Source organism: Caballeronia udeis (genome assembly GCF_001544555.2).
GTDB lineage: Bacteria > Pseudomonadota > Gammaproteobacteria > Burkholderiales > Burkholderiaceae > Caballeronia > Caballeronia udeis.
On the sequence record NZ_FCOK02000063.1, the window covers coordinates 13,523 to 31,930 of the forward strand.

16 protein-coding genes and 2 pseudogenes are annotated in these 18,408 nt (G+C 60.5%); 9 read left to right on the plus strand and 9 right to left on the minus strand.

Annotated features, from left to right (window positions below; translation table 11 throughout):
* Positions 1 to 62: 62 nt before the first annotated feature.
* The gene (locus tag AWB69_RS32765) at positions 63 to 428 is read right to left on the minus strand and encodes a c-type cytochrome (RefSeq protein WP_062090976.1); all 366 of its coding nucleotides are present in this window, start codon (positions 426 to 428) and stop codon (positions 63 to 65) included.
* A 418-nt stretch (positions 429 to 846) separates the two neighbouring features.
* Between AWB69_RS32765 and AWB69_RS32770 the strand changes: the two genes are divergently transcribed.
* The 5 genes from AWB69_RS32770 to AWB69_RS32790 all read left to right on the plus strand — a co-directional run bounded on the left by AWB69_RS32770 (position 847) and on the right by AWB69_RS32790 (position 5,558).
* Entirely contained in the window at positions 847 to 1,689 is an 843-nt protein-coding gene (locus tag AWB69_RS32770; protein ID WP_062090977.1) for an AAA family ATPase, read from the plus strand.
* A 13-nt stretch (positions 1,690 to 1,702) separates the two neighbouring features.
* A complete protein-coding gene (locus AWB69_RS32775; protein ID WP_062090978.1) occupies positions 1,703 to 2,338 on the plus strand; it encodes a GNAT family N-acetyltransferase in 636 nt (211 codons plus the stop codon).
* 18 nt (positions 2,339 to 2,356) lie between these two features.
* A complete protein-coding gene (locus tag AWB69_RS32780; protein WP_062090979.1) occupies positions 2,357 to 3,532 on the plus strand; it encodes a vWA domain-containing protein in 1,176 nt (391 codons plus the stop codon).
* Positions 3,533 to 4,018: 486 nt separating this feature from the next.
* Complete coding sequence (gene tal, locus AWB69_RS32785; RefSeq protein ID WP_062090980.1) at positions 4,019 to 4,972, plus strand: transaldolase; 954 nt, start codon at positions 4,019 to 4,021, stop codon at positions 4,970 to 4,972.
* A gap of 169 nt (positions 4,973 to 5,141) precedes the next feature.
* On the plus strand, positions 5,142 to 5,558 hold the full coding sequence (locus AWB69_RS32790; protein ID WP_062090981.1) for a VOC family protein: 417 nt from the start codon (positions 5,142 to 5,144) through the stop codon (positions 5,556 to 5,558).
* A 22-nt stretch (positions 5,559 to 5,580) separates the two neighbouring features.
* Here AWB69_RS32790 and AWB69_RS32795 read toward each other — a convergent pair whose 3' ends face one another.
* The 6 genes and pseudogenes from AWB69_RS32795 to AWB69_RS32820 all read right to left on the minus strand — a co-directional run.
* Positions 5,581 to 6,690 carry an FUSC family protein gene (locus tag AWB69_RS32795; RefSeq protein ID WP_062090982.1) on the minus strand — a complete coding sequence of 370 codons (1,110 nt, stop codon included), beginning with the start codon at positions 6,688 to 6,690 and terminating at the stop codon, positions 5,581 to 5,583.
* A 141-nt stretch (positions 6,691 to 6,831) separates the two neighbouring features.
* Positions 6,832 to 8,382 (minus strand): monocarboxylate uptake permease MctP, encoded by a 1,551-nt coding sequence (gene mctP / locus AWB69_RS32800; protein WP_062091010.1) that lies wholly within the window; start codon positions 8,380 to 8,382, stop codon positions 6,832 to 6,834.
* On the minus strand, positions 8,382 to 8,636 hold the full coding sequence (locus AWB69_RS32805; RefSeq protein ID WP_062090983.1) for a DUF3311 domain-containing protein: 255 nt from the start codon (positions 8,634 to 8,636) through the stop codon (positions 8,382 to 8,384). The genes mctP and AWB69_RS32805 overlap by 1 nt, the downstream gene beginning before the upstream one ends.
* A gap of 226 nt (positions 8,637 to 8,862) precedes the next feature.
* On the minus strand, positions 8,863 to 9,786 hold the full coding sequence (locus tag AWB69_RS32810) for a class I SAM-dependent methyltransferase (protein ID WP_062090984.1): 924 nt from the start codon (positions 9,784 to 9,786) through the stop codon (positions 8,863 to 8,865).
* On the minus strand, positions 9,783 to 10,256 hold the full coding sequence (locus tag AWB69_RS32815; RefSeq protein WP_062090985.1) for a DNA-deoxyinosine glycosylase: 474 nt from the start codon (positions 10,254 to 10,256) through the stop codon (positions 9,783 to 9,785). The genes AWB69_RS32810 and AWB69_RS32815 overlap by 4 nt, the downstream gene beginning before the upstream one ends.
* 11 nt (positions 10,257 to 10,267) lie before the next feature.
* Positions 10,268 to 10,819 (minus strand): annotated as a pseudogene (locus AWB69_RS32820) (chorismate--pyruvate lyase family protein); the annotation flags it as partial.
* Between the two features lie 148 nt (positions 10,820 to 10,967).
* On the opposite strand from AWB69_RS32820, the gene AWB69_RS32825 reads away from it, so the two are divergent.
* Positions 10,968 to 11,225 (plus strand): hypothetical protein, encoded by a 258-nt coding sequence (locus AWB69_RS32825; RefSeq protein WP_062090986.1) that lies wholly within the window; start codon positions 10,968 to 10,970, stop codon positions 11,223 to 11,225.
* Between the two features lie 96 nt (positions 11,226 to 11,321).
* Here the strand turns inward: AWB69_RS32825 and htpG are convergent, their stop codons facing one another.
* Positions 11,322 to 13,226 (minus strand): molecular chaperone HtpG, encoded by a 1,905-nt coding sequence (htpG, locus tag AWB69_RS32830; protein WP_062091011.1) that lies wholly within the window; start codon positions 13,224 to 13,226, stop codon positions 11,322 to 11,324.
* 214 nt (positions 13,227 to 13,440) lie between these two features.
* Positions 13,441 to 14,883, minus strand: a complete 1,443-nt coding sequence (locus tag AWB69_RS32835) for an aminotransferase-like domain-containing protein (protein WP_062090987.1) — start codon at positions 14,881 to 14,883, stop codon at positions 13,441 to 13,443.
* A 323-nt stretch (positions 14,884 to 15,206) separates the two neighbouring features.
* On the opposite strand from AWB69_RS32835, the pseudogene AWB69_RS32840 reads away from it, so the two are divergent.
* The 3 genes and pseudogenes from AWB69_RS32840 to AWB69_RS32850 form a co-directional block, all read left to right on the plus strand.
* Positions 15,207 to 15,869, plus strand: a pseudogene (locus tag AWB69_RS32840) (VOC family protein); the annotation flags it as partial.
* Between the two features lie 395 nt (positions 15,870 to 16,264).
* Positions 16,265 to 17,461 carry an aminotransferase-like domain-containing protein gene (locus AWB69_RS32845; protein WP_062090988.1) on the plus strand — a complete coding sequence of 399 codons (1,197 nt, stop codon included), beginning with the start codon at positions 16,265 to 16,267 and terminating at the stop codon, positions 17,459 to 17,461.
* Between the two features lie 85 nt (positions 17,462 to 17,546).
* Positions 17,547 to 18,011: a RidA family protein gene (locus AWB69_RS32850; protein WP_062090989.1), complete on the plus strand. Its 465-nt coding sequence runs from the start codon at positions 17,547 to 17,549 to the stop codon at positions 18,009 to 18,011.
* Positions 18,012 to 18,408 lie beyond the last annotated feature (397 nt).

Genomic DNA, 18,408 nt, shown 5'->3' on the forward strand with positions numbered 1-18,408 from the left:
ATTAGTGATTACCGGGTGATGGGCGCCTAAGATCCGCCAACCAGATGCAGGCGCAACGCGGATCACTTGTCGGGATTGTTCTTCGAAGAGGGGGTTTGCGCGGCGTAATACGCAGCAATGTCTGCTATATCCTGATCGGACAGCGTGGCCGCTATGCCATGCATCGTCTCGAAATGGCGGTCGCCCTTCTTGTAGGCATGCAACGCGTTCTCGATATAACGCGCGCTCTGGCCGCCGAGCATGGGAACCCGGTACACCTCGGGATACGCGGTGCGGTAACCGGGAATGCCGTGGCACCCGATACACATCGCAACTTTGCCCTGGGCTGCCTTCGCGTTGCCCACGACATCGGCGGATGCCTGTGTCGCGAAGCCGGCAAGCCCCGACAGCGCTGCGATCACGGCACATTTGCCGACGAATTTATTCATAGCTTCTAACCTGGCATGAGGGGAAATCCGGCACCTTGGACGCCTGGCGTTCCGGGACTTTCTCGGGACTGGTCAAACGAACGCGCTCTGAATCGTACCTTGGAGCACTGCTCCGCGCGGATTCTCGCAGATTCGCGCGAGTTCGTTCACCAGCCACGCGGGCCAAAAAAATCGCGCTAATTGTACCGCGCGACCTACCCTGCGTCCACCGGCCGCAGCGGGGCCGGCCCCATTGCGCAAGGCCGCCGCGCCTGGGGTCCCGGGAGACTGCGACAATCTGTCCGATAGACATTTGCTTCTTCCTCGGCAGCAATGGCCCGGTCGAGCGCGGGATGCGTGCGATCGGGCGTTCCCGGGGCGCCGCCGCCAAAACTCTTCTGACTTATACTGCAATTTTTCCTTCTCCGAGGGACGCGTCATGCGTTTTGAAGGTTCATCGCAGTATGTCGCCACCGACGATCTCAAGCTCGCCGTCAACGCCGCCATCACCCTGCAGCGCCCGCTCCTGATCAAGGGCGAGCCCGGCACCGGCAAGACCATGCTGGCCGAGGAAGTCGCCGCCGCGCTCGGCATGCCGCTCCTGCAATGGCACATCAAGTCGACCACGAAGGCCCAGCAAGGCCTCTACGAGTACGACGCGGTGTCGCGCCTGCGCGATTCCCAGCTCGGCGACGAACGCGTGAAGGACATCCGCAATTACATCGTCAAGGGTGTGCTGTGGCAGGCATTCGACGCCGATGAACCCGGTGTGCTGCTGATCGACGAAATCGACAAAGCGGACATCGAATTCCCGAACGACCTGCTGCGCGAACTCGACCGGATGGAGTTCTACGTCTACGAGACCCACGAACTGGTGAAGGCGAAACACCGGCCGCTGGTGATCATCACGTCGAACAACGAGAAAGAGCTGCCCGACGCGTTCCTGCGCCGCTGCTTTTTCCACTACATCAAATTCCCCGAACCCACGACGATGAAGCAGATCGTCGAGGTGCACTTCCCCGGCATCAAGCAGGAACTGCTCGCCGCCGCGATGCAAAGTTTCTTCGAGTTGCGCAACGTGTCGGGCCTGAAGAAGAAACCGTCGACATCGGAACTGCTCGACTGGCTGAAGCTGCTGCTGGCCGAGGACATTGGTCCGGAGGCGCTGCGTTCCACCGACCAGAAACAGGTCATTCCACCGCTGCACGGCGCATTGCTCAAGAACGAACAGGACCTGAGCCTGTTCGAGCGCCTGCTGTTCATGAACCGCAACAACCGCTGAAAGGGCTGCCCGCATGAGCTGCTGGATCGAACCGGTTACGCTCGAAGGCACGTATGTGAGACTCGTGCCGCTCGAGCGTGAGCACCAGGACGCACTTGCCGACGCCGCCGCGGACGGCGAGTTGTGGAAGCTCTGGTACACGAGCGTGCCCTCGCCCGACACCATCTCCGCATGGATGGACACGGCGCTTGCCATGCGCGATTCACAAGGCGCGCAACCGTTCACGATCATCGACGTGACGACGGGTGACGTAGTCGGCAGCACGCGTTATATGAATGTTGAACCGGCGCATCGGCGGCTTGAAATCGGCAACACCTGGTATGCAAAACGCGTGCAGCGCACCGCAATCAACACCGAAGCCAAGCTGCTCTTGCTCTCGCATGCGTTCGACACGCTGAAGACCATCGCCGTCGAGTTCCGGACCCACTTCATGAATCGTCAATCGCGAGCGGCTATTGCGCGGCTGGGGGCGAAGGAAGACGGGATCCTGCGCAATCACCAGATCGGCCGGGACGGCATTTACCGCGACACGGTGGTGTTTTCGATTATTGAGTCCGAATGGCCAGCCGTGCGCGCAAATCTGCGTGCCAAACTTGAAACGCGGCACGAATCCCGGCTCGAATCCCGGCTCATTACGCGGCTCGACTGATTGGGCAAGGAGCCCGGCATGCTGATCGACTTTTTCTACTCCCTGCGCAGTGCCAAGCTACCCGTTTCAGTGAAGGAATACCTGACACTGCTTGAAGCGCTCAAGGCCCAGGTAATCGGACCGTCTATCGACGAGTTCTATTTTCTCGCGCGCATGACGCTGATCAAGGACGAAAAATATTTCGATAAATTCGATCAGGCGTTCGGCACGTATTTCCACGGTATCGCAGCGCTCGATGAAGACGCGTTCGACGTACCGCTCGAATGGCTCAAGAAACGACTGGAACGGGATTTCACGCCCGAGGAAAAACGCCAGATAGAAGCGCTTGGTGGTATCGATAAATTGATGGAACGCCTGAAGCAGCTTCTCGATGAACAAAAGGAGCGGCACGAAGGCGGCAGCAAGTGGATCGGGTCAGGTGGCACGTCGCCGTTCGGCAACGGCGGTTTTAACCCGGAAGGGATTCGGATTGGCGGAGATTCCGCCGGGAATAGAACAGCCGTTAAGGTTTGGGACGAGCGCGCCTATAAGGATTACGACGACCAGGTCGAGATCGGGACACGCAATATCAAAGTGGCATTGCGCCGCTTGCGGCGTTTCGCGCGTGAAGGCGCTGCTGAAGAACTCGATCTTCCGGACACCATTCGCAGCACCGCCGCCAATGCGGGCTGGCTGGATCTGAAGATGGTGCCGGAGCGCCACAACAACGTGAAAGTGCTGATGCTGCTGGATGTAGGCGGATCAATGGACGACCACATCAAGCGCGTTGAAGAGCTGTTTTCCGCGGCGAAATCAGAGTTCAAACATCTGGAGTTTTATTACTTCCACAACTGCGTCTATGACTATCTGTGGAAGAATAATCGGCGGCGACATGGCGAGCGCACCGCCACGTTTGATGTGCTGCACAAATTTTCGCCGGATACGAAGCTGATATTTGTCGGCGATGCCACCATGAGTCCGTATGAAGTCGTTCAACCAGGCGGCTCCGTTGAATATAACAATGCCGAGGCCGGCGCGGTTTGGTTAAGGCGGCTCGCCGATCAGTTTCCCCATTTTGCGTGGCTCAACCCCGAGCCGGAAAGGCTGTGGGAATACCGGCAATCGGTATCGATCATTCGTCAGGTGCTCGGCGGGCGAATGTTCGGGCTGACGCTTGGCGGGCTCGAAAGCGCAATGCGGGCGCTGTCTAAATAATCGGCGCGTGGGCTCGTGGCGAGTGTCGTCACACAGATTGTGCTCAACGGGCGGCGGGCGTAGATTGATTGCATCGACGCGAAATGTTCACGCGAAAAACGTGTAATGGACGGGTTGACGCTGCGCACAGGTGTCGTAACACGTATCGCGATAGGCATCAGGATTGCGCCGGATGTCTGCCTATCCGTGCAGCGAACACCCGCCGTCGCGGCGAACCGCTCAACGGGTGAACTCTCGACGCCACCCTCCGTCGAAACGAACTGCACACCGTATGCAATGCAGCAGTTCCGCGGCCGGGCGCAGGAAACGCGACCGCGAACCATGCCGTACCCTGCGCCAAATGGCGTGGCAGGAATAGAATGGCAAACTAGGGCGAGCCGCTCGCTAGCAGCTTTGGCGCAGCATCGGCACCGGCGGCCTCGCAAAACCTTTCACCCGCGGGCACTCCGCATCTTTGACAACGGCACAACGCGCCGAAAACCAGATATGACCTCCGCTCTCGACCAGCTCAAGCAATACACGACCGTTGTCGCCGACACCGGCAACTTCCAGCAACTCGACGAGTTCAAACCGCAAGACGCGACCACGAACCCCTCGTTGATCCTGAAGGCCGTCCAGAATGACTCTTACAAGCCGCTGCTCGAGAAGACCGTCAAGGACCACGCAAGCAAGCCGATGAGCCAGATCATCGACCAGTTGCTGATCGCGTTCGGCAAGGAAATCCTGAAGATCGTCCCGGGTCGTGTCTCAACGGAAGTCGACGCCCGCCTGTCGTTCGACATCAAGGGTTCGATCGCCAAGGGCCGCGACATCATCAAGCTGTATGAAGACTCGGGCATTGACCGCAAGCGCATCCTGGTCAAGCTGGCGTCAACGTGGGAAGGCATCCGGGCAATGGAAACGCTGCAGAAGGAAGGCATCCACTGCAACATGACGCTGCTGTTCTCGACCGCGCAAGCCGCAGCCGCAGCGGACGCCGGTGCGCAGTTGATCTCCCCGTTCGTGGGCCGGATCTACGACTGGTACAAGAAGTCGGCCGGTGCGGATTGGGACGAAGTCAAGATGGGCGGCGCAAACGATCCGGGCGTCCAGTCGGTGCGCAAGATCTATGCGTACTACAAGAAGTTCGGCTACAAGACCGAAGTGATGGGCGCGAGCTTCCGTACGGTCAACCAGATCACGGAACTGGCCGGCTGCGACCTGCTCACCATCAGCCCGGACCTGCTGAAAAAGCTCGCCGATAGCAACGACAAGGTCGAGCGCAAGCTGTCGCCGGAAGCGGTCGCGAACGACCCGGTGAGCAAGATCGAAATCGATGAGTCGAGCTTCCGCTTCCTCGTCAACGACGACGCCATGGCAACCGAAAAACTCGCTGAAGGCATCCGTGCGTTCGCGGCCGACGCCGTCAAGCTCGAAAAACTGATCGAAGCGCTGAAATAATTTCGCGTTCGCAACATCTGCATTGCGCGTCTGAAAACGGGCGTCGGCGTTATTGCGCCGACGCCTTTTTTTATGCGGATCGAGGCTGCGGGATGCGTTTTTAGCCCCCGGGCGTGGGCTAGACTTTTGGCACGGGCGGCGGGGCTGCCCGATAAACCAGGAGTTGCCAATGCGTCTCGAACCCTATTTGTTCTTCAACGGCCGCACCGAAGAAGCACTCGCGTTCTACCAAAAAGCGCTAGGCGCGCAAACACTGTCCGTCCTGCATTTCAAGGACTCTCCCGAAGGCGTCACCACCACGCCCGAATGGCTGGACAAGGTCATGCACGCCACCTTCCGGATAGGGTCGAGCGTCATCATGGCGTCCGACGGCGTGAACGCTGCTCCCCAGGTTTTTTCAGGTTTCAGTATTTCGATAGTCGCCGACGACGTCGCTGCGGGCCAAAGAATGTTTGACGCATTGAGCGTGGGCGGCGAAGTGCGGATGCCCTGGCAACCGACGTTCTGGAGCAGCGGTTTTGGCATGGTCTCCGATAAATTCGGCATGCCTTGGATGGTGACCGTGATGGGCGACATGGAGGGCTGACGCCGCCTTCGCCTGCATCGCTTTATCGATGAAACGGCTGCGCGCCCTCGATGTTCCATTGCCGCTCGATCTCGATCAGCCGCACGCGCAGCCGGTCGACCTGTTCCGCCAGCCGTTGCGCGAGCCAGTAGGGTCCCTGCAGGTCAGGTGCAAGGCCCGCCGCGACATTCGCCGTCTGTTCAAGTCGCGCCGCTGCTGCGGCAGACCCCGTCGCGGCATGCAGCAAACCCACACGCCCAAAACGCAACGCGCGGGCGATCAGCAGCAACGTGTGCCGAACCGCGCGCTCGTCCGTGTGAGCGCTCCCGGTGAATCCGGGCGCGCCGGGCGGCATGGCCGCCGCCATCATTTCGAGCGCGGTGAGAAGCGAGCGGTGCTGGCGCTGGATGTCGTCGAGTACGGCAGCCGGCACATTGATTTCCTTCGCCACCGACGCCAGCAAGGAGCGCGAACTCACCAGCCGCGCGTTCATCGTGAGGAAGTGCTTGGTCAGGGTGTCGGTGGGTATTGGCCGCCCTTCCATGATCGCGCCGTAGATCTGCGCGCTTTCTCGCATGTTGTCGGCGAGCCGGTAGCGCCATGAATAGGTGGCGTATTGGGGCAGCACGAACGAAAACCCAAGCGCGATGACAATCCCGATCAGCACCGTCAAGGTGCGCCACAAGCCGACTTCAATAGACAGGTCGCCGTGTCCCGCGACGATGATCGTGGTAATGGCCGTCAGCAACGCGATATATCCCGGCTTGCCGATGGCGTGATACGCGCATACGCCAGCTATCACCGCCAGCAGCACGTACGTGACCATGGTCGAATGGGTGGCCGACTGCAGCAGGATCAGCCCAAGCCCGAGCGACGCCCCAAGCAGCGTGCCCAGCGCGCGCTCCGCGGCCTTCTTGCGGATATTGCCGTGATGCTGCAAGCCGCCGATCACCACCAGCAAGGTTACCGACGACCATTCGCCATGCGGAATATTGATACCCGAGGTCAGCGCGATCGACGCGAGCATGGCCAGCGCCACGCGCGCCCCGTGCAAGTATTTGGCGTAGCGATAACGAAAATACGGCGAGCCCAGCACATGCAGTAAGCGCCGTGCCTGGCTGCGGTGGGGCCTGGTCGTATCGGTCGAGGACATGCGGTTCCGGTGAGTTTGACGGACAAACGGCTGATGAAACCGGGCGCGCAAAGACAAAACGCCCGCAACATCATCCGTTACGGGCGTTTTACCAGCTTTCGGGACACAACGGGGTTGGATCCCCGCTTTTTCCCCTTTGGATCAGGTTTCCGCGACGTCCAGGTAATCCTCGGGACTCGTATGGTCATGCGAACGCTTCAGACCGATCACGCGCACCAGGATACTCACCACGATCGATACCACCAGGTTGACAACCAGCGCCCAGACCGCGGCGTAACCGGGGATCGCATAGCCGAACAGGTGGATCGTGAAGATGGAGCCCGCCAGTTTCAGCGAGACCGCCATCCACGTACCCGTCGCAATACCGGCAGCCCAGCCGAGCAGCAGGCCACGGTGATCCAGGACCCGCGTGTAAAGCCCGAGCACCAGCGCCGGTAGCGTCTGGATGATCCAGATCCCGCCGAGCAGTTGCAACTGGATGGCGTAGGTCAGCGGCAGCGCAAGAATGAACACGACGGCACCCACCTTCACCAGCAGCGACATCAGCTTCGCGACATTGGTCTCCTGCTCCGGCGACATGTTCCTGTTCACGAACTCCTTATGCACGTTGCGCGTGTACAGGTTGGCCGCTGCGATCGACATGATGGCAGCCGGAACCAGCGCGCCAATCCCGATAGCCGCAAACGCCACGCCCACGAACCACGACGGGAAGAAGTGCAGGAACAGCGCCGGGACCGCGAAGTTCGAACCGTACGCCTTGAAGTACGGAGCGAATTCCGGCATGTCCTTCACGCCCGATGCCAGCGCCATGTAGCCCAGCAACGCGAGCAGCCCGAGCACCAGCGAGTACGCCGGCAGCAGCGCCATGTTGCGGCGGATCGTGTTGCCCGACTTCGACGACAGCACCGCGGTCACCGAGTGCGGATACAGGAACAGCGCAAGCGCCGACCCGACCGCCAATGTTGCATAAGCGCTATAGCCGTTCAGGCTCGATGCATCCGGTGCCTTCAGCAGGATCTTTGCCGGATCGACATGGCTGAAGATCGCGCCGAAACCGCCGAGCTGCGCCGGGATGATGATCATTGCCGCGATGATCGTGATGTAGATCAGCACGTCCTTCACGACCGCGATCATGGCCGGCGCGCGCAGGCCTGACGTGTACGTGTAGGCCGCCAGGATCGCGAACGCGATGATCAGCGGCAGGTCGCCGATGAAGCCCGTTGTATCGAAGCCGAGCGCGCCGATCACCACTTCAATGCCCACGAGTTGCAACGCGATGTACGGCATGGTCGCGATGATCCCCGTCACGGCAATGGCCAGCGCCAGCATGCGGCTGTTGTAGCGGGCGTGCACGAAGTCGGCGGCGGTCACGTAGCCGAACTTCTTCGAGATCGCCCACAGCTTCGGGAACACCACGAAAGCGAACGGATAGATCAGGATGGTGTACGGCAACGCGAAGAAGCCGGTAGCGCCGGCGCCGAACACCAGCGCGGGAACCGCGACGAACGTGTATGCCGTATATAAGTCGCCACCCAACAGGAACCACGTGACGATCGTGCCGAAGCGACGGCCGCCGAGACCCCATTCATCGAGTTGGCCCAGATCGGCCTTGCGCCAGTGAGCGGCGACAAAACCCAGGATCGTCACGCCGATAAAAAACAGGACGAAGACGAAGGTTGCGGTGGAATTCATCATCGCGGGCTCCCCGGCGTGAGCTTGGGAACGTCGTGGATAGGCTTGGTCTTCACATAGACCACCGCCGTAATGACCGCGCTGATCAGCACCCAGAGCAACTGGTACCAGTAGAAAAACGGAAAGCCCCAGAGCACCGGTTCAATCTTGTTGTAAAACGGCACCCAGACAACGCCGATCCAGGGAAGAACCAGCAGCCAGAGCCACTGCTTGTTGCGGACTTGACCCGTGGCGGCCACCGCTTCTTGAGCCATGACGGCCTCCTCTTTTCTCTTGAAATATGCTTCCAGACTGTTGCTCTGCGCGGATCTCGCGGCAAAGCTCAGTCTAATAGCGCCCCGAAATAACACGTGGAGTATATGGACGCATAAAAGTGGGTCAAGCAGGGCGAACCCGAACCGTAATGAACGCCGAAAGCACCATGTAATATCTTCTTTATTGCGTGGCTCGGCTCGGCGCGGGTTCGTTCCTCGTCAGCGACTAGATCGAAAAGCTCGCTGCATTGTCCCCGCCTGCGCTGATCGACAGGCCCTTCACCCATTGACGCGCCGGCAACTTCAATTCCTTCTCGATCAGCTTCGCGCGCTGTTCAAGCTGCGCGTACGGCACGTCGAGTGCAGGACCCGCGAACGCGATGGCAATGCGGTTGCCGTCGTGAACTTCGGGCAGCGCGATCACGCGGCCATCGAAGGCTTCGTTCAGGCGCTTCATGTTGCGCACGAAGCTTGGGTGGTCGCCGAACAGGTTGACCGTCACCACGCCCGCCGGCGCAGTCAGGCAGGCACGGCACGCACGATAGAACGAGGTGCTATCGAGCACGGGGCCGCGCGCGGTGGCATCGTAGACATCGATCTGCAAGGCGCCGATGGTGCCGTGATTCGCACGGTCGTTGACGAAGTCATACGCGTCCTGCTCGTGGACGGTGAGACGCGCGTCGTCGTTGGGCAGCTCGAACATCGTACGCGCCGCTATCACGACGGAGGGGTTCAGCTCGACCGCTTCCACCTTCGCGCGCTTCAAAAACGCATGCGCGAACTTGGTCAACGCGGCCGAACCGAGACCGAGTTGCACAATGCGCTTCGGCGTTTCGATGAACAACAGCCACGCCATCATCTGCTGGGCGTATTCAAGCTCGAGATGATTCGGCTTCTTCAGGCGCATTGCGCCTTGCACCCACTCGGTGCCGAAATGCAGGAAACGCACACCGTCCTCTTCCGAGAACGTCACCGGCGCGAAGCGCGGTTTGCGGGGGACATCGATGCGCGGCGCGTCGTCGAGATCGTCATCGCGTTCGCGCTTGAGGCGCTTGTCCTGCTTCTTCAGTTGCTTGTCGTGTTTCTTGTCTTGGCGCTTGCCGCCGAACGCGCGCGCTTCAGCCGACGCACGTTTGATTAATTGGGTCATTTGAGGATGTCGCGCCAGATGCGCAATTTTTGATCGAACGAGAGGATAGCATTCGCCGGACTCGACGACGGCAGGACCAGGGTTTCGTAGCCGGCCGCGCGGATCACGGGCTCGAAACGCCCCGAGGTCTTGCCGTTGAAGCAGAGCTTTTTCAGCCGCGGCGCATGAAGGCGAAATGAAGCGAAGTCGTTGGGGTTGGCGTTGCGGATCGCTGTGTCCAGGCTGCCTTCGCGTTCGCACGCGGCAAGCACGTCCCACAAGCCAATGCCGTGTTTCAGGAGCCTGAGCACGCGGTCGTCGTAGGGAAGCTCGTTCAACGGCTCTTCGATCACTGTGCCCACCAGCCGCCAGAACTGGTTACGCGGATGCGCGTAGTACTGCGTCGCCACCAGCGACGCCACGCCGGGAAAGCTGCCAAGGATCAGCGTATGGGTGTTTTCATCGGCGACGGGCGGAAAGCCTTTCAGCATGCATCGCCACGCGCGAGAAACGACCATAGGGCCGGCATGAAACACTCGCTGACCATGAGCGGTGCGCCCAGTCTCACGAACACCGAACGGCGCGCGACAAAGGCATGCGGTTTTTCATGCGGTATTTGCCTGGCTGCAAGCCGGTATAGCGGATCGCGTGCGTCGATCCTTCGGCTCGTGAGCGGCGAACGCCACACGCTGCTGTCGCTATATAACAACTCGGCGAGCGGCCGCGTTCTCAAGCGCCGCATTGCCTGCCACACGCCCGAACTGACATCGAGCGGCACCACGCTGTGCGCGGCGACGAACGGCACGCGATTCACATTCAGCACGACTTCGCGGACCCATACCGGCGTGCGCGGCGTGATGTCCAGCGCGGCGGCTTCGTCGCGCCACGGCTGACCGACCGCCTCACGCGTGACATGGACGGTGACATCGCCCAGTTCACGCAAATGCGCGGTCAGCGAACCGCCGCGCGTGAGCCAGTCTTTCTGATCAGCGGAGAAAGTGGGAAGCGGGCGCTCGCGCCACGCATGAGTACCGGCAAGAGGAGCTTTTGGCATGCCCGGGATTATAAAACCAGACACGTAAATAGGAGGATTCGTATAGATGTCGGCAGACACTCACAGGAGACTGGCGAACCGGTCGGGGTATGACCGGTGCTCGCGGCGGCTTCGCGACGAGCTATCAATAAGTCATGAGAGGACACACATGCCGGTCAATACGAAACAAACATCGAAGGCAGTCGCCACGCTGGCGTCGCATACGCTGCACGACCCGAAGGCGTCGGTGATTGCCAAGAGCCTTGCTGCCTCGGCGTTATCGCAAACGCATACGAAGAACCAAACGGGCGCCCAGATGGAACATAAGGCCGGGCAGGTTCTTCACAGCGATAAATATTCAAAGGACACCAAGACGCTGGCGGGATCGGTCGTCGCGCAGGCGAACAAGGAACGCCGGGCCAAATAAACCGCAACGCCGCGTAGCTCATGTCGCGTCTGCAATAAAAAAACGCGCTGCCGGTTTCCCGGCAGCGCGTTTTGCTCGCTTCTTGCGAACGCTGACTTATCGCGCCAGCAACAACGCGTTTGTCCGCTTCACAAAGCTTGCCGGATCTTCCAGCGTGCCGCCTTCGGCCAGCATCGCCTGATCGAACAGCAGATGGCACCAGTCGCCGAAATTCGCATCGTCAGCGTGAAGCTGCTTGACCAGCGGATGCTCCGGATTCACTTCCAGGATCGGCTGCATCTGCGGCGCTTGCTGACCGGCCTGCTTCAGCATGCGTTGCAAGTAACCGCTCATGTCGCCGTCATCAGCGACGAGACACGTCGGCGAATCGGTCAGGCGGAACGTCAGGCGCACATCCTTCGCCTTGCCTTCCAGCGCCGCCTTCATGCTTTCCACGAGCGGCTTCAATTCTTCGCCAACCTTCTCCTGCGCCTGCTTTTCCTCGTCGTTCAGCGCGCCGAGATCCAGGTCGCCGCGCGCCACGCTTTGCAGCGGCTTGCCATCGAATTCGTTGAGGAACGACAACATCCATTCATCGACGCGATCCGTCAGCAGCAGCACTTCCACACCCTTCTTGCGGAACACTTCCAGATGCGGGCTGTTCTTTGCGGCCTGCCACGTATCAGCGGTGACGTAATAGATCTTCGTCTGTTCGGGCTTCATGCGCGCCACATAGTCGGCGAGCGCCACCGTCTGCTCCGACGAATCCGTCTGCGTTGAAGCAAAGCGCACGAGCTTGGCAATCCGTTCGCGATTGCCGTAATCCTCGCCAATACCTTCCTTGAACACCTGTCCGAACTCTTTCCAGAAGCTGGCGTATTTGGCTTTCTCGGTCTCATCCGTCGCTTCGGCTGACGACGATGCCACCTCTTCCAGCATCGACAGAACGCGCTTGGTCACGCCTTCGCGAATGGCCTTCACATCGCGGCTTTCCTGCAGGATTTCACGCGATACATTCAGCGGCAGATCAGCCGAATCGACCACGCCCTTCACGAAGCGTAGATACGCGGGCACGAGTTGTTCCGCGTCGTCCATGATGAACACGCGCTTCACATACAGCTTCAAACCACCGCGATGATCGCGGTTCCACATATCGAACGGCGCGTGCTTCGGCACATACAGCAACTGCGTGTATTCGCTACGGCCTTCCACCCGGTTATGGGTCCACGCGAGCGGATCGTCCTGGTCGTGTGAAAGGTGGTGATAGAACTGCTTGTATTGCTCGTCGGTGATGTCACTCTTCGAACGCGTCCACAACGCACTCGCCTGGTTCACCGTCTCGTCTTCGTCCTTCGTGACCATCTCGGACTTCTCCGCATCCCACTCTTCCTTCTTCATCAGGATGGGCAATGCGACGTGATCCGAGTACTTCTGGATGATCGACTTCAGCTTGTGCGTGGAGAGGAATTCGTCTTCTTCCGGACGCAGATGCAGCGTGATGCTCGAACCGCGTTGCGCGCGCTCGATCTGCTCGACCACGAAATCGCCCTCGCCCGCGCTTTCCCAGCGCACGCCTTCGCTTGCCGGCAAACCGGCGCGACGCGTTTCAACCGTGATCTTGTCCGCGACGATAAAACCCGAGTAAAACCCCACGCCGAACTGGCCGATCAGCGCAGCGTCCTTTTGCTGGTCGCCGGATAGCTTCGAGAAAAATTCCTTCGTGCCCGAGCGCGCAATCGTGCCGAGATGGGAGATCGCTTCGTCGCGGCTCATGCCAATGCCGTTGTCGTCGATCGTTACGGTGCGAGCGGCCTTGTCGTACGAGATGCGGATGCGCAGATCCGGATCGTTCTCGTACAGCGCACTGTTTTCAATAGCTTCGAAGCGCAACTTGTCCGCCGCGTCCGATGCATTCGAAATCAGCTCGCGCAGGAAAATTTCCTTGTTGCTGTAGAGCGAATGGATCATCAGATGCAGAAGTTGTTTCACTTCTGCCTGAAAGCTCATGGTTTCTTGTGCCATGGTCGGTTCCTCTGGTTGTGTCGAATGTTGACGGTTTTTTTCAGCGGCCGCGATACAGCCGGACGGTGCGCCCGGACAGCGCATGAGCGTCATGGCCTCCTGCCGGAACGCACCGCGCGAATTCTGCGGAACATGAGGTCGCCCGCGATAATTTCAAGGGGCCGACGAGATCCACAGCGCCGCCTGATTGCGTTTGAGGGTGCTGCGGGCAGGTCTACCCGACGCGATCCGAGTAACCGGCCAGCATCGCGGGCAGGCCCGGATCGGCGCAGTTCGCGATGTTGAAGCGCATCCACGTGCTGGGCAGTTGATGCGGAGAAAACAGGCTGCCGGGCGTCAGCAAAAAGCCGGCTTCGTGTCCGGCAGCGGCGAGCCCTTCGGAATCCACGCCGGTGTCGGCCCATAAAAACATGCCGGCCGATGGCACCAGATACGGCTTGTAGCCGACTTTTTCGAGCATCCGGACGGTTTTCTCCCGGACCCCGTCCAGTTTCGCACGCAGCCTTTCCACGTGACGCCGGTAGTGGCCGTCGGTGAGCACTTTATACAGCACGCGCTCATTGAGTTCGGGGCTCGTCATGCCGACCAGCATTTTCTGATCGGCGATTGCATTCGCCACCTCCGGCGCCGCCGCGACATAACCCACGCGCAGGTTCGGCGCGAGCGTCTTCGAGTAGCTGTTGAGGAAAATCACGCGCTTCAACTGATCCAGGCTCGCGAGGCGCGTCGCGGGAAAATTGGTCGGGCAAAGATCGCCGTAGATATCGTCTTCCACGACGATGAAATCGTAGGTTTCAGCGAGTTGCAGGATCCGAAACGCCTGCGCCGCGGTCAGCGACGTGCCGGTCGGATTCTGCAGCACGGAATTGATCACGAGCATCTTCGGGCGCCAGGTCTGGACCATGGATTCGAGCGCATCGAGATCCGGGCCGTCCGGCGCGTACGGCATGCCGACCAGCCGTGCGCCCTGGGCCACGAAGCGGCCGAACATCTGGAACCAGGCGGGGTCGCCGACTATCACCGTGTCGCCAGGTTGCACGAAGACCCGCGCAATCAGATCGATAGCCTGCGTGACGCCGGACACCATCACGATCTGGTCCGTCGACGCGCCAATCTCAAGCTCCTCCAGCCGTGTCTGAATTTGCTGGCGCAGCGGCAGAAAGCCCTGCGGCGTGCCAAAGCCGAGCAGTTGCGCGCCGCTTTGCCGGCTCAAGGCGCGAAACGCGCCGGTCAGCAACTCGCCGTTCAGCCAGCTAGCCGGGAGGTAGCCGATGCCTGGCCCTTTCGCCGGACTCGACGTGTGCAGCATGTTGCGCAGCAGCCAGACCACGTCGATCGTGCTGGGCACCGGCGCGCGCTCGGTGGCCAAGGTCGGGTGGACGTGGGAATCGTTGGAACTGGTCCGGTCGCGCACAAAAAACCCGGAGCCGCGCCGCGAGTCGAGATAACCATGCGCGACCAGCCGTTCATACGCCTCGACCACCGTGAACCGGGACACGCCCTTGTCGACCGCGAGTTTGCGGATGGATGGCATGCGCATGCCCGGACGGAACACGCGCTCATCAATACGACGCCGGCCCCATTGCACCAACTGGTCGACGAGCGTGAGTTGCGGCGCGCCGTGCGGCGCGGGAATCTGGTCGAGCGGAACGGACATGTCAGGTTCCATCGGGGTTGAATGCGTTCGATGACTGTACAGAAGAGTATCGGATGAATTGTACCGTTACTGTTACGGTCGTTGCCGATACATTTCAGACTGGGGCGATAGCTAAAGTTGGCGGTATTTGTCCGCGTTTCGCGCGTTTTCAGCGCCACCAGGGCGGTTCGGCTGGGCGGTTCAGTCTCTTCGGGCCAGGCGCCAATTACCCGGCCGGATGGCTAACGCAGAGCTAACGCGGCGGCACAGGCGGGCGGAACGGGTATGCTGACGAGCTCAGCCGGCGTTGTCCGGGCAATTTTCCTTCAAGCTATTCGTGCACTATGACCGCTCATCCGCTGCAACTCGACCACCTCGTTATCGCCGCCCGCACGCTGGAAGAAGGCGCGGACTTTATCGCCGCGAAACTGGGAATCGAGATGAGCGGAGGCGGCGCGCATCCGCTCATGCGCACGCATAACCGCCTGCTGAACTTGTGGGGCGGCGCATATCTCGAGGTGATCGCCGTCGACCCGGACGCAGCGGCCGTGGAAACACCGCGCCCTCGCCTGTTTGCGCTCGACGACCCCGTGCAGCAAAAACGTCTTGAAGCCGGTCCGCAACTCGTGCACTGGGTCGCGCGGGTGAACCGCCCGAAAGTGCTGACGCGTTGGCAGGCCCAATATCCGGAGCGCATCCCGGCCGTGGTACCCATGACGCGAGGGGCGAACGCGTGGGATCTCACCATTCCCGCCGACGGTACTTTTCCAGCGTGGCAAGGCGCCGGCGACGGGCTCCTGCCGTCGCTGATCCAGTGGGACACGCCGCAGCATCCGAGCGAATCGCTGCCGGAAACGGGCATCGCGCTGAAGTCGTTGACGGGGTTTCATCCGCGCGCACACCTGATCTCCGAGCAACTGGCATGGCTGGGTGTGGCGCATCTGATGCGGGTCGAGGTGACGGCGGGCGCGCCGGTACTCGTCGCGGAGTTCGAGTTGCCGGATGGATCAATCGTTACGCTGGGGGAATCGGCGGAATCGATCGACGCGGAGAAGCAAGCAGAGGCCGCGCCAGCCAAACCGGCCCGCAAGCGCGCAAAGAGCAGGAAGACCGGGGACGCAGACGCGGCGAATGACTCGGACCCCGCGCCCGAGGACACGCTCGAGGCCGAGCCGGCGCAAGGCGAATCCGTGCAGGTAGACACGCCTTAGAACATCCGGCGGCGGGCACGCCATAATAAGTGCCCGCAATGTTCATCGATTGCGCTGAATTGCAGTGAATCGCGCTTTTCGAGCCAGATGCAGAAACGCAGCGCGCAGTATCTTTTTCGAAGCACCGTGCAGCATTTATTTTTCAACCCGCAGACGCAATAGACCGCTGACCGAGACCAACCGAGGACCCCATGAATCAAGCCGACCTTCAAGCCAAGCCGTGGCAACTTTCCGAACGTGCGAGAAAGCTCACCAGTTCGGCCATTCGCGAAATCCTGAAGGTCACCGAGCGGCCCGAGGTCATTTCGTTCGCGGGTGGATTGCCGTCGCCGGCTACGTTTCCGGTCGAGGAAATGCGCGTGGCGTGCGACCGCATCCTGCGTGACAGCCCCGCCGCCGCGCTGCAATACAGCGCCACCGAAGGTTACCTGCCGCTGCGTGAATGGGTCGCGCAACGCTACTCGGTCAACGGCGCGTCGATCCGGCCGTCGCAGGTGCTGATCACGACAGGCTCGCAACAAGCACTCGACCTGCTCGGCAAAGTGCTGATCGACCCGGCCAGCCGCGTACTGGTCGAAACGCCCACGTATCTCGGCGCCCTGCAGTCGTTTTCCATGTACGAGCCTAACTACGTGCAAGTCCCTACGGATGAACACGGCTTGATCGTGTCCTCGCTTGACGCCACGCTCACAGCCGGTGCTCGCCTGTTGTACGCGCAGCCGAATTTCCAGAATCCGACTGGCCGTCGCCTCTCGCTCGAGCGCCGCACCGCGCTGGCTGCGTTCGCACAGGGCGCCGGCTTCCCGGTGGTCGAGGACGATCCCTACGGCGCGCTGGACTACGCGGGCGCACCGCTGCCTACCATGTTGTCGATGGCGCCCGATCACATCGTCCACCTGGGTTCTTTCTCAAAGGTCCTGTCGCCCGGCATGCGCGTGGGTTACATCATTGCGCCCGAGGAACTGCACTTCAAGCTGGTTCAGGCGAAGCAGGCAACCGACCTGCATACGCCGAGCCTCACGCAGCGCATCGTGCACGAAGTCGTCAAGGACGGCTTTCTCGAGACGCATATCCCGAAGATCCGCGCGCTGTATCGCGATCAATGCGCGGCCATGCTGGCATCGCTCGAACAACACATGCCGGCGGGCGTTGAATGGAACCGTCCGGAAGGCGGCATGTTCGTGTGGGTGAAGCTGCCGAAACACATCGATACAATGAAACTGCTTGAGCAATCCATCGAGCAGCACGTCGCGTTCGTGCCCGGCGGCCCGTTCTTCGCGAATGAAGCGGAGCACAACACGCTGCGGCTGTCGTTCGTCACCGTGCCGCCGGCGAAAATCGACGAAGGTGTCGCCAAGCTCGGCGCGCTGGTCCGCGCGCTGGTCTGATCTCGTTGCAAGGCGGGCGCGCGAGGGCGGAACGACCGCCCCGGTGCGCTCTCGCGTCATCCTCTCCATCTTTAGGGAACATCCCATGGCCCAATTGAACGTCTACGACAAGCTGAAGGAACTCGGCATCGAATTGCCTACGGCCGGCGCCCCCGCCGCCGCCTACGTGATGAGCGCGCAAAGCGGCAACACGGTCTACCTGTCCGGTCACATTGCGAAGAAGGACGGCAAGGTGTGGGCGGGCAAACTGGGCGCCACGCTCACCACGGAAGAAGGCCGCGCCGCCGCACGCTCGATCGCTATCGACCTGATCGCAACGCTGCACGCGCATGTAGGCGACCTGAACCGGGTGACGCGGATTGTGAAGGTAATGAGCCTCGTTAACTCCACGTTCGAGTTCACCGAACAGCATCTGGTCACCAATGGCGCGTCTGAGTTGATCGCCGATATTTTCGGTGAGCGCGGCAAACACGCACGCTCGGCATTTGGCGTGGCGCAAATTCCCCTCGGCGCTTGCGTCGAAATCGAATTGATTGCCGAAGTGGGCTGAAATCGCTGCTTTAAACGCTTAAGACGCATAAATAGCTGCAACAAATTTTAGTCTTGTTCTTAATCCCGATGCCACCTGGCATCGGGATACAAAATACCGCACTTCGTTGGTTTAAATTCACATTGGCGAAACAACTGCCGCCCGGCCAGAACCGCTCCAGACAAGCGCTTCAGCCTATCCGTGTATACCTCGATACCTCACTTCGCCGCCGCGCTTCCTTAAATGGGTCGCCTTCAGTAATATCTAATCCGGTTGTCATTGGTATTATCTGACTCAGCCGCCATTATGGAAATCAGCCTCACGCGGGGGAGGCTGGATAACCAGCGGCTATCGGTCAACCCGGTCAACGCCGGGCAGAGTTCTAAAAACAGTATTACTAAAACCGTCGTAAGCGAAA

Bases quoted from the DNA above. Each gene is read 5' to 3' on its own strand.
- AWB69_RS32795 (WP_062090982.1), bottom strand. From the start codon at position 6,690: ATGTCCTCGACCGATACGACCAGGCCCCACCGCAGCCAGGCACGGCGC.
- mctP (WP_062091010.1), bottom strand. From the start codon at position 8,382: ATGAATTCCACCGCAACCTTCGTCTTCGTCCTGTTTTTTATCGGCGTG.
- AWB69_RS32850 (WP_062090989.1), top strand. From the start codon at position 17,547: ATGGCCCAATTGAACGTCTACGACAAGCTGAAGGAACTCGGCATCGAA.
- AWB69_RS32825 (WP_062090986.1), top strand. From the start codon at position 10,968: ATGCCGGTCAATACGAAACAAACATCGAAGGCAGTCGCCACGCTGGCG.
- AWB69_RS32815 (WP_062090985.1), bottom strand. From the start codon at position 10,256: ATGCTGAAAGGCTTTCCGCCCGTCGCCGATGAAAACACCCATACGCTG.
- AWB69_RS32775 (WP_062090978.1), top strand. From the start codon at position 1,703: ATGAGCTGCTGGATCGAACCGGTTACGCTCGAAGGCACGTATGTGAGA.
- AWB69_RS32765 (WP_062090976.1), bottom strand. From the start codon at position 428: ATGAATAAATTCGTCGGCAAATGTGCCGTGATCGCAGCGCTGTCGGGG.
- AWB69_RS32835 (WP_062090987.1), bottom strand. From the start codon at position 14,883: ATGTCCGTTCCGCTCGACCAGATTCCCGCGCCGCACGGCGCGCCGCAA.
- AWB69_RS32770 (WP_062090977.1), top strand. From the start codon at position 847: ATGCGTTTTGAAGGTTCATCGCAGTATGTCGCCACCGACGATCTCAAG.
- AWB69_RS32805 (WP_062090983.1), bottom strand. From the start codon at position 8,636: ATGGCTCAAGAAGCGGTGGCCGCCACGGGTCAAGTCCGCAACAAGCAG.
- htpG (WP_062091011.1), bottom strand. From the start codon at position 13,226: ATGGCACAAGAAACCATGAGCTTTCAGGCAGAAGTGAAACAACTTCTG.
- AWB69_RS32845 (WP_062090988.1), top strand. From the start codon at position 16,265: ATGAATCAAGCCGACCTTCAAGCCAAGCCGTGGCAACTTTCCGAACGT.
- AWB69_RS32810 (WP_062090984.1), bottom strand. From the start codon at position 9,786: ATGACCCAATTAATCAAACGTGCGTCGGCTGAAGCGCGCGCGTTCGGC.
- AWB69_RS32780 (WP_062090979.1), top strand. From the start codon at position 2,357: ATGCTGATCGACTTTTTCTACTCCCTGCGCAGTGCCAAGCTACCCGTT.
- tal (WP_062090980.1), top strand. From the start codon at position 4,019: ATGACCTCCGCTCTCGACCAGCTCAAGCAATACACGACCGTTGTCGCC.
- AWB69_RS32790 (WP_062090981.1), top strand. From the start codon at position 5,142: ATGCGTCTCGAACCCTATTTGTTCTTCAACGGCCGCACCGAAGAAGCA.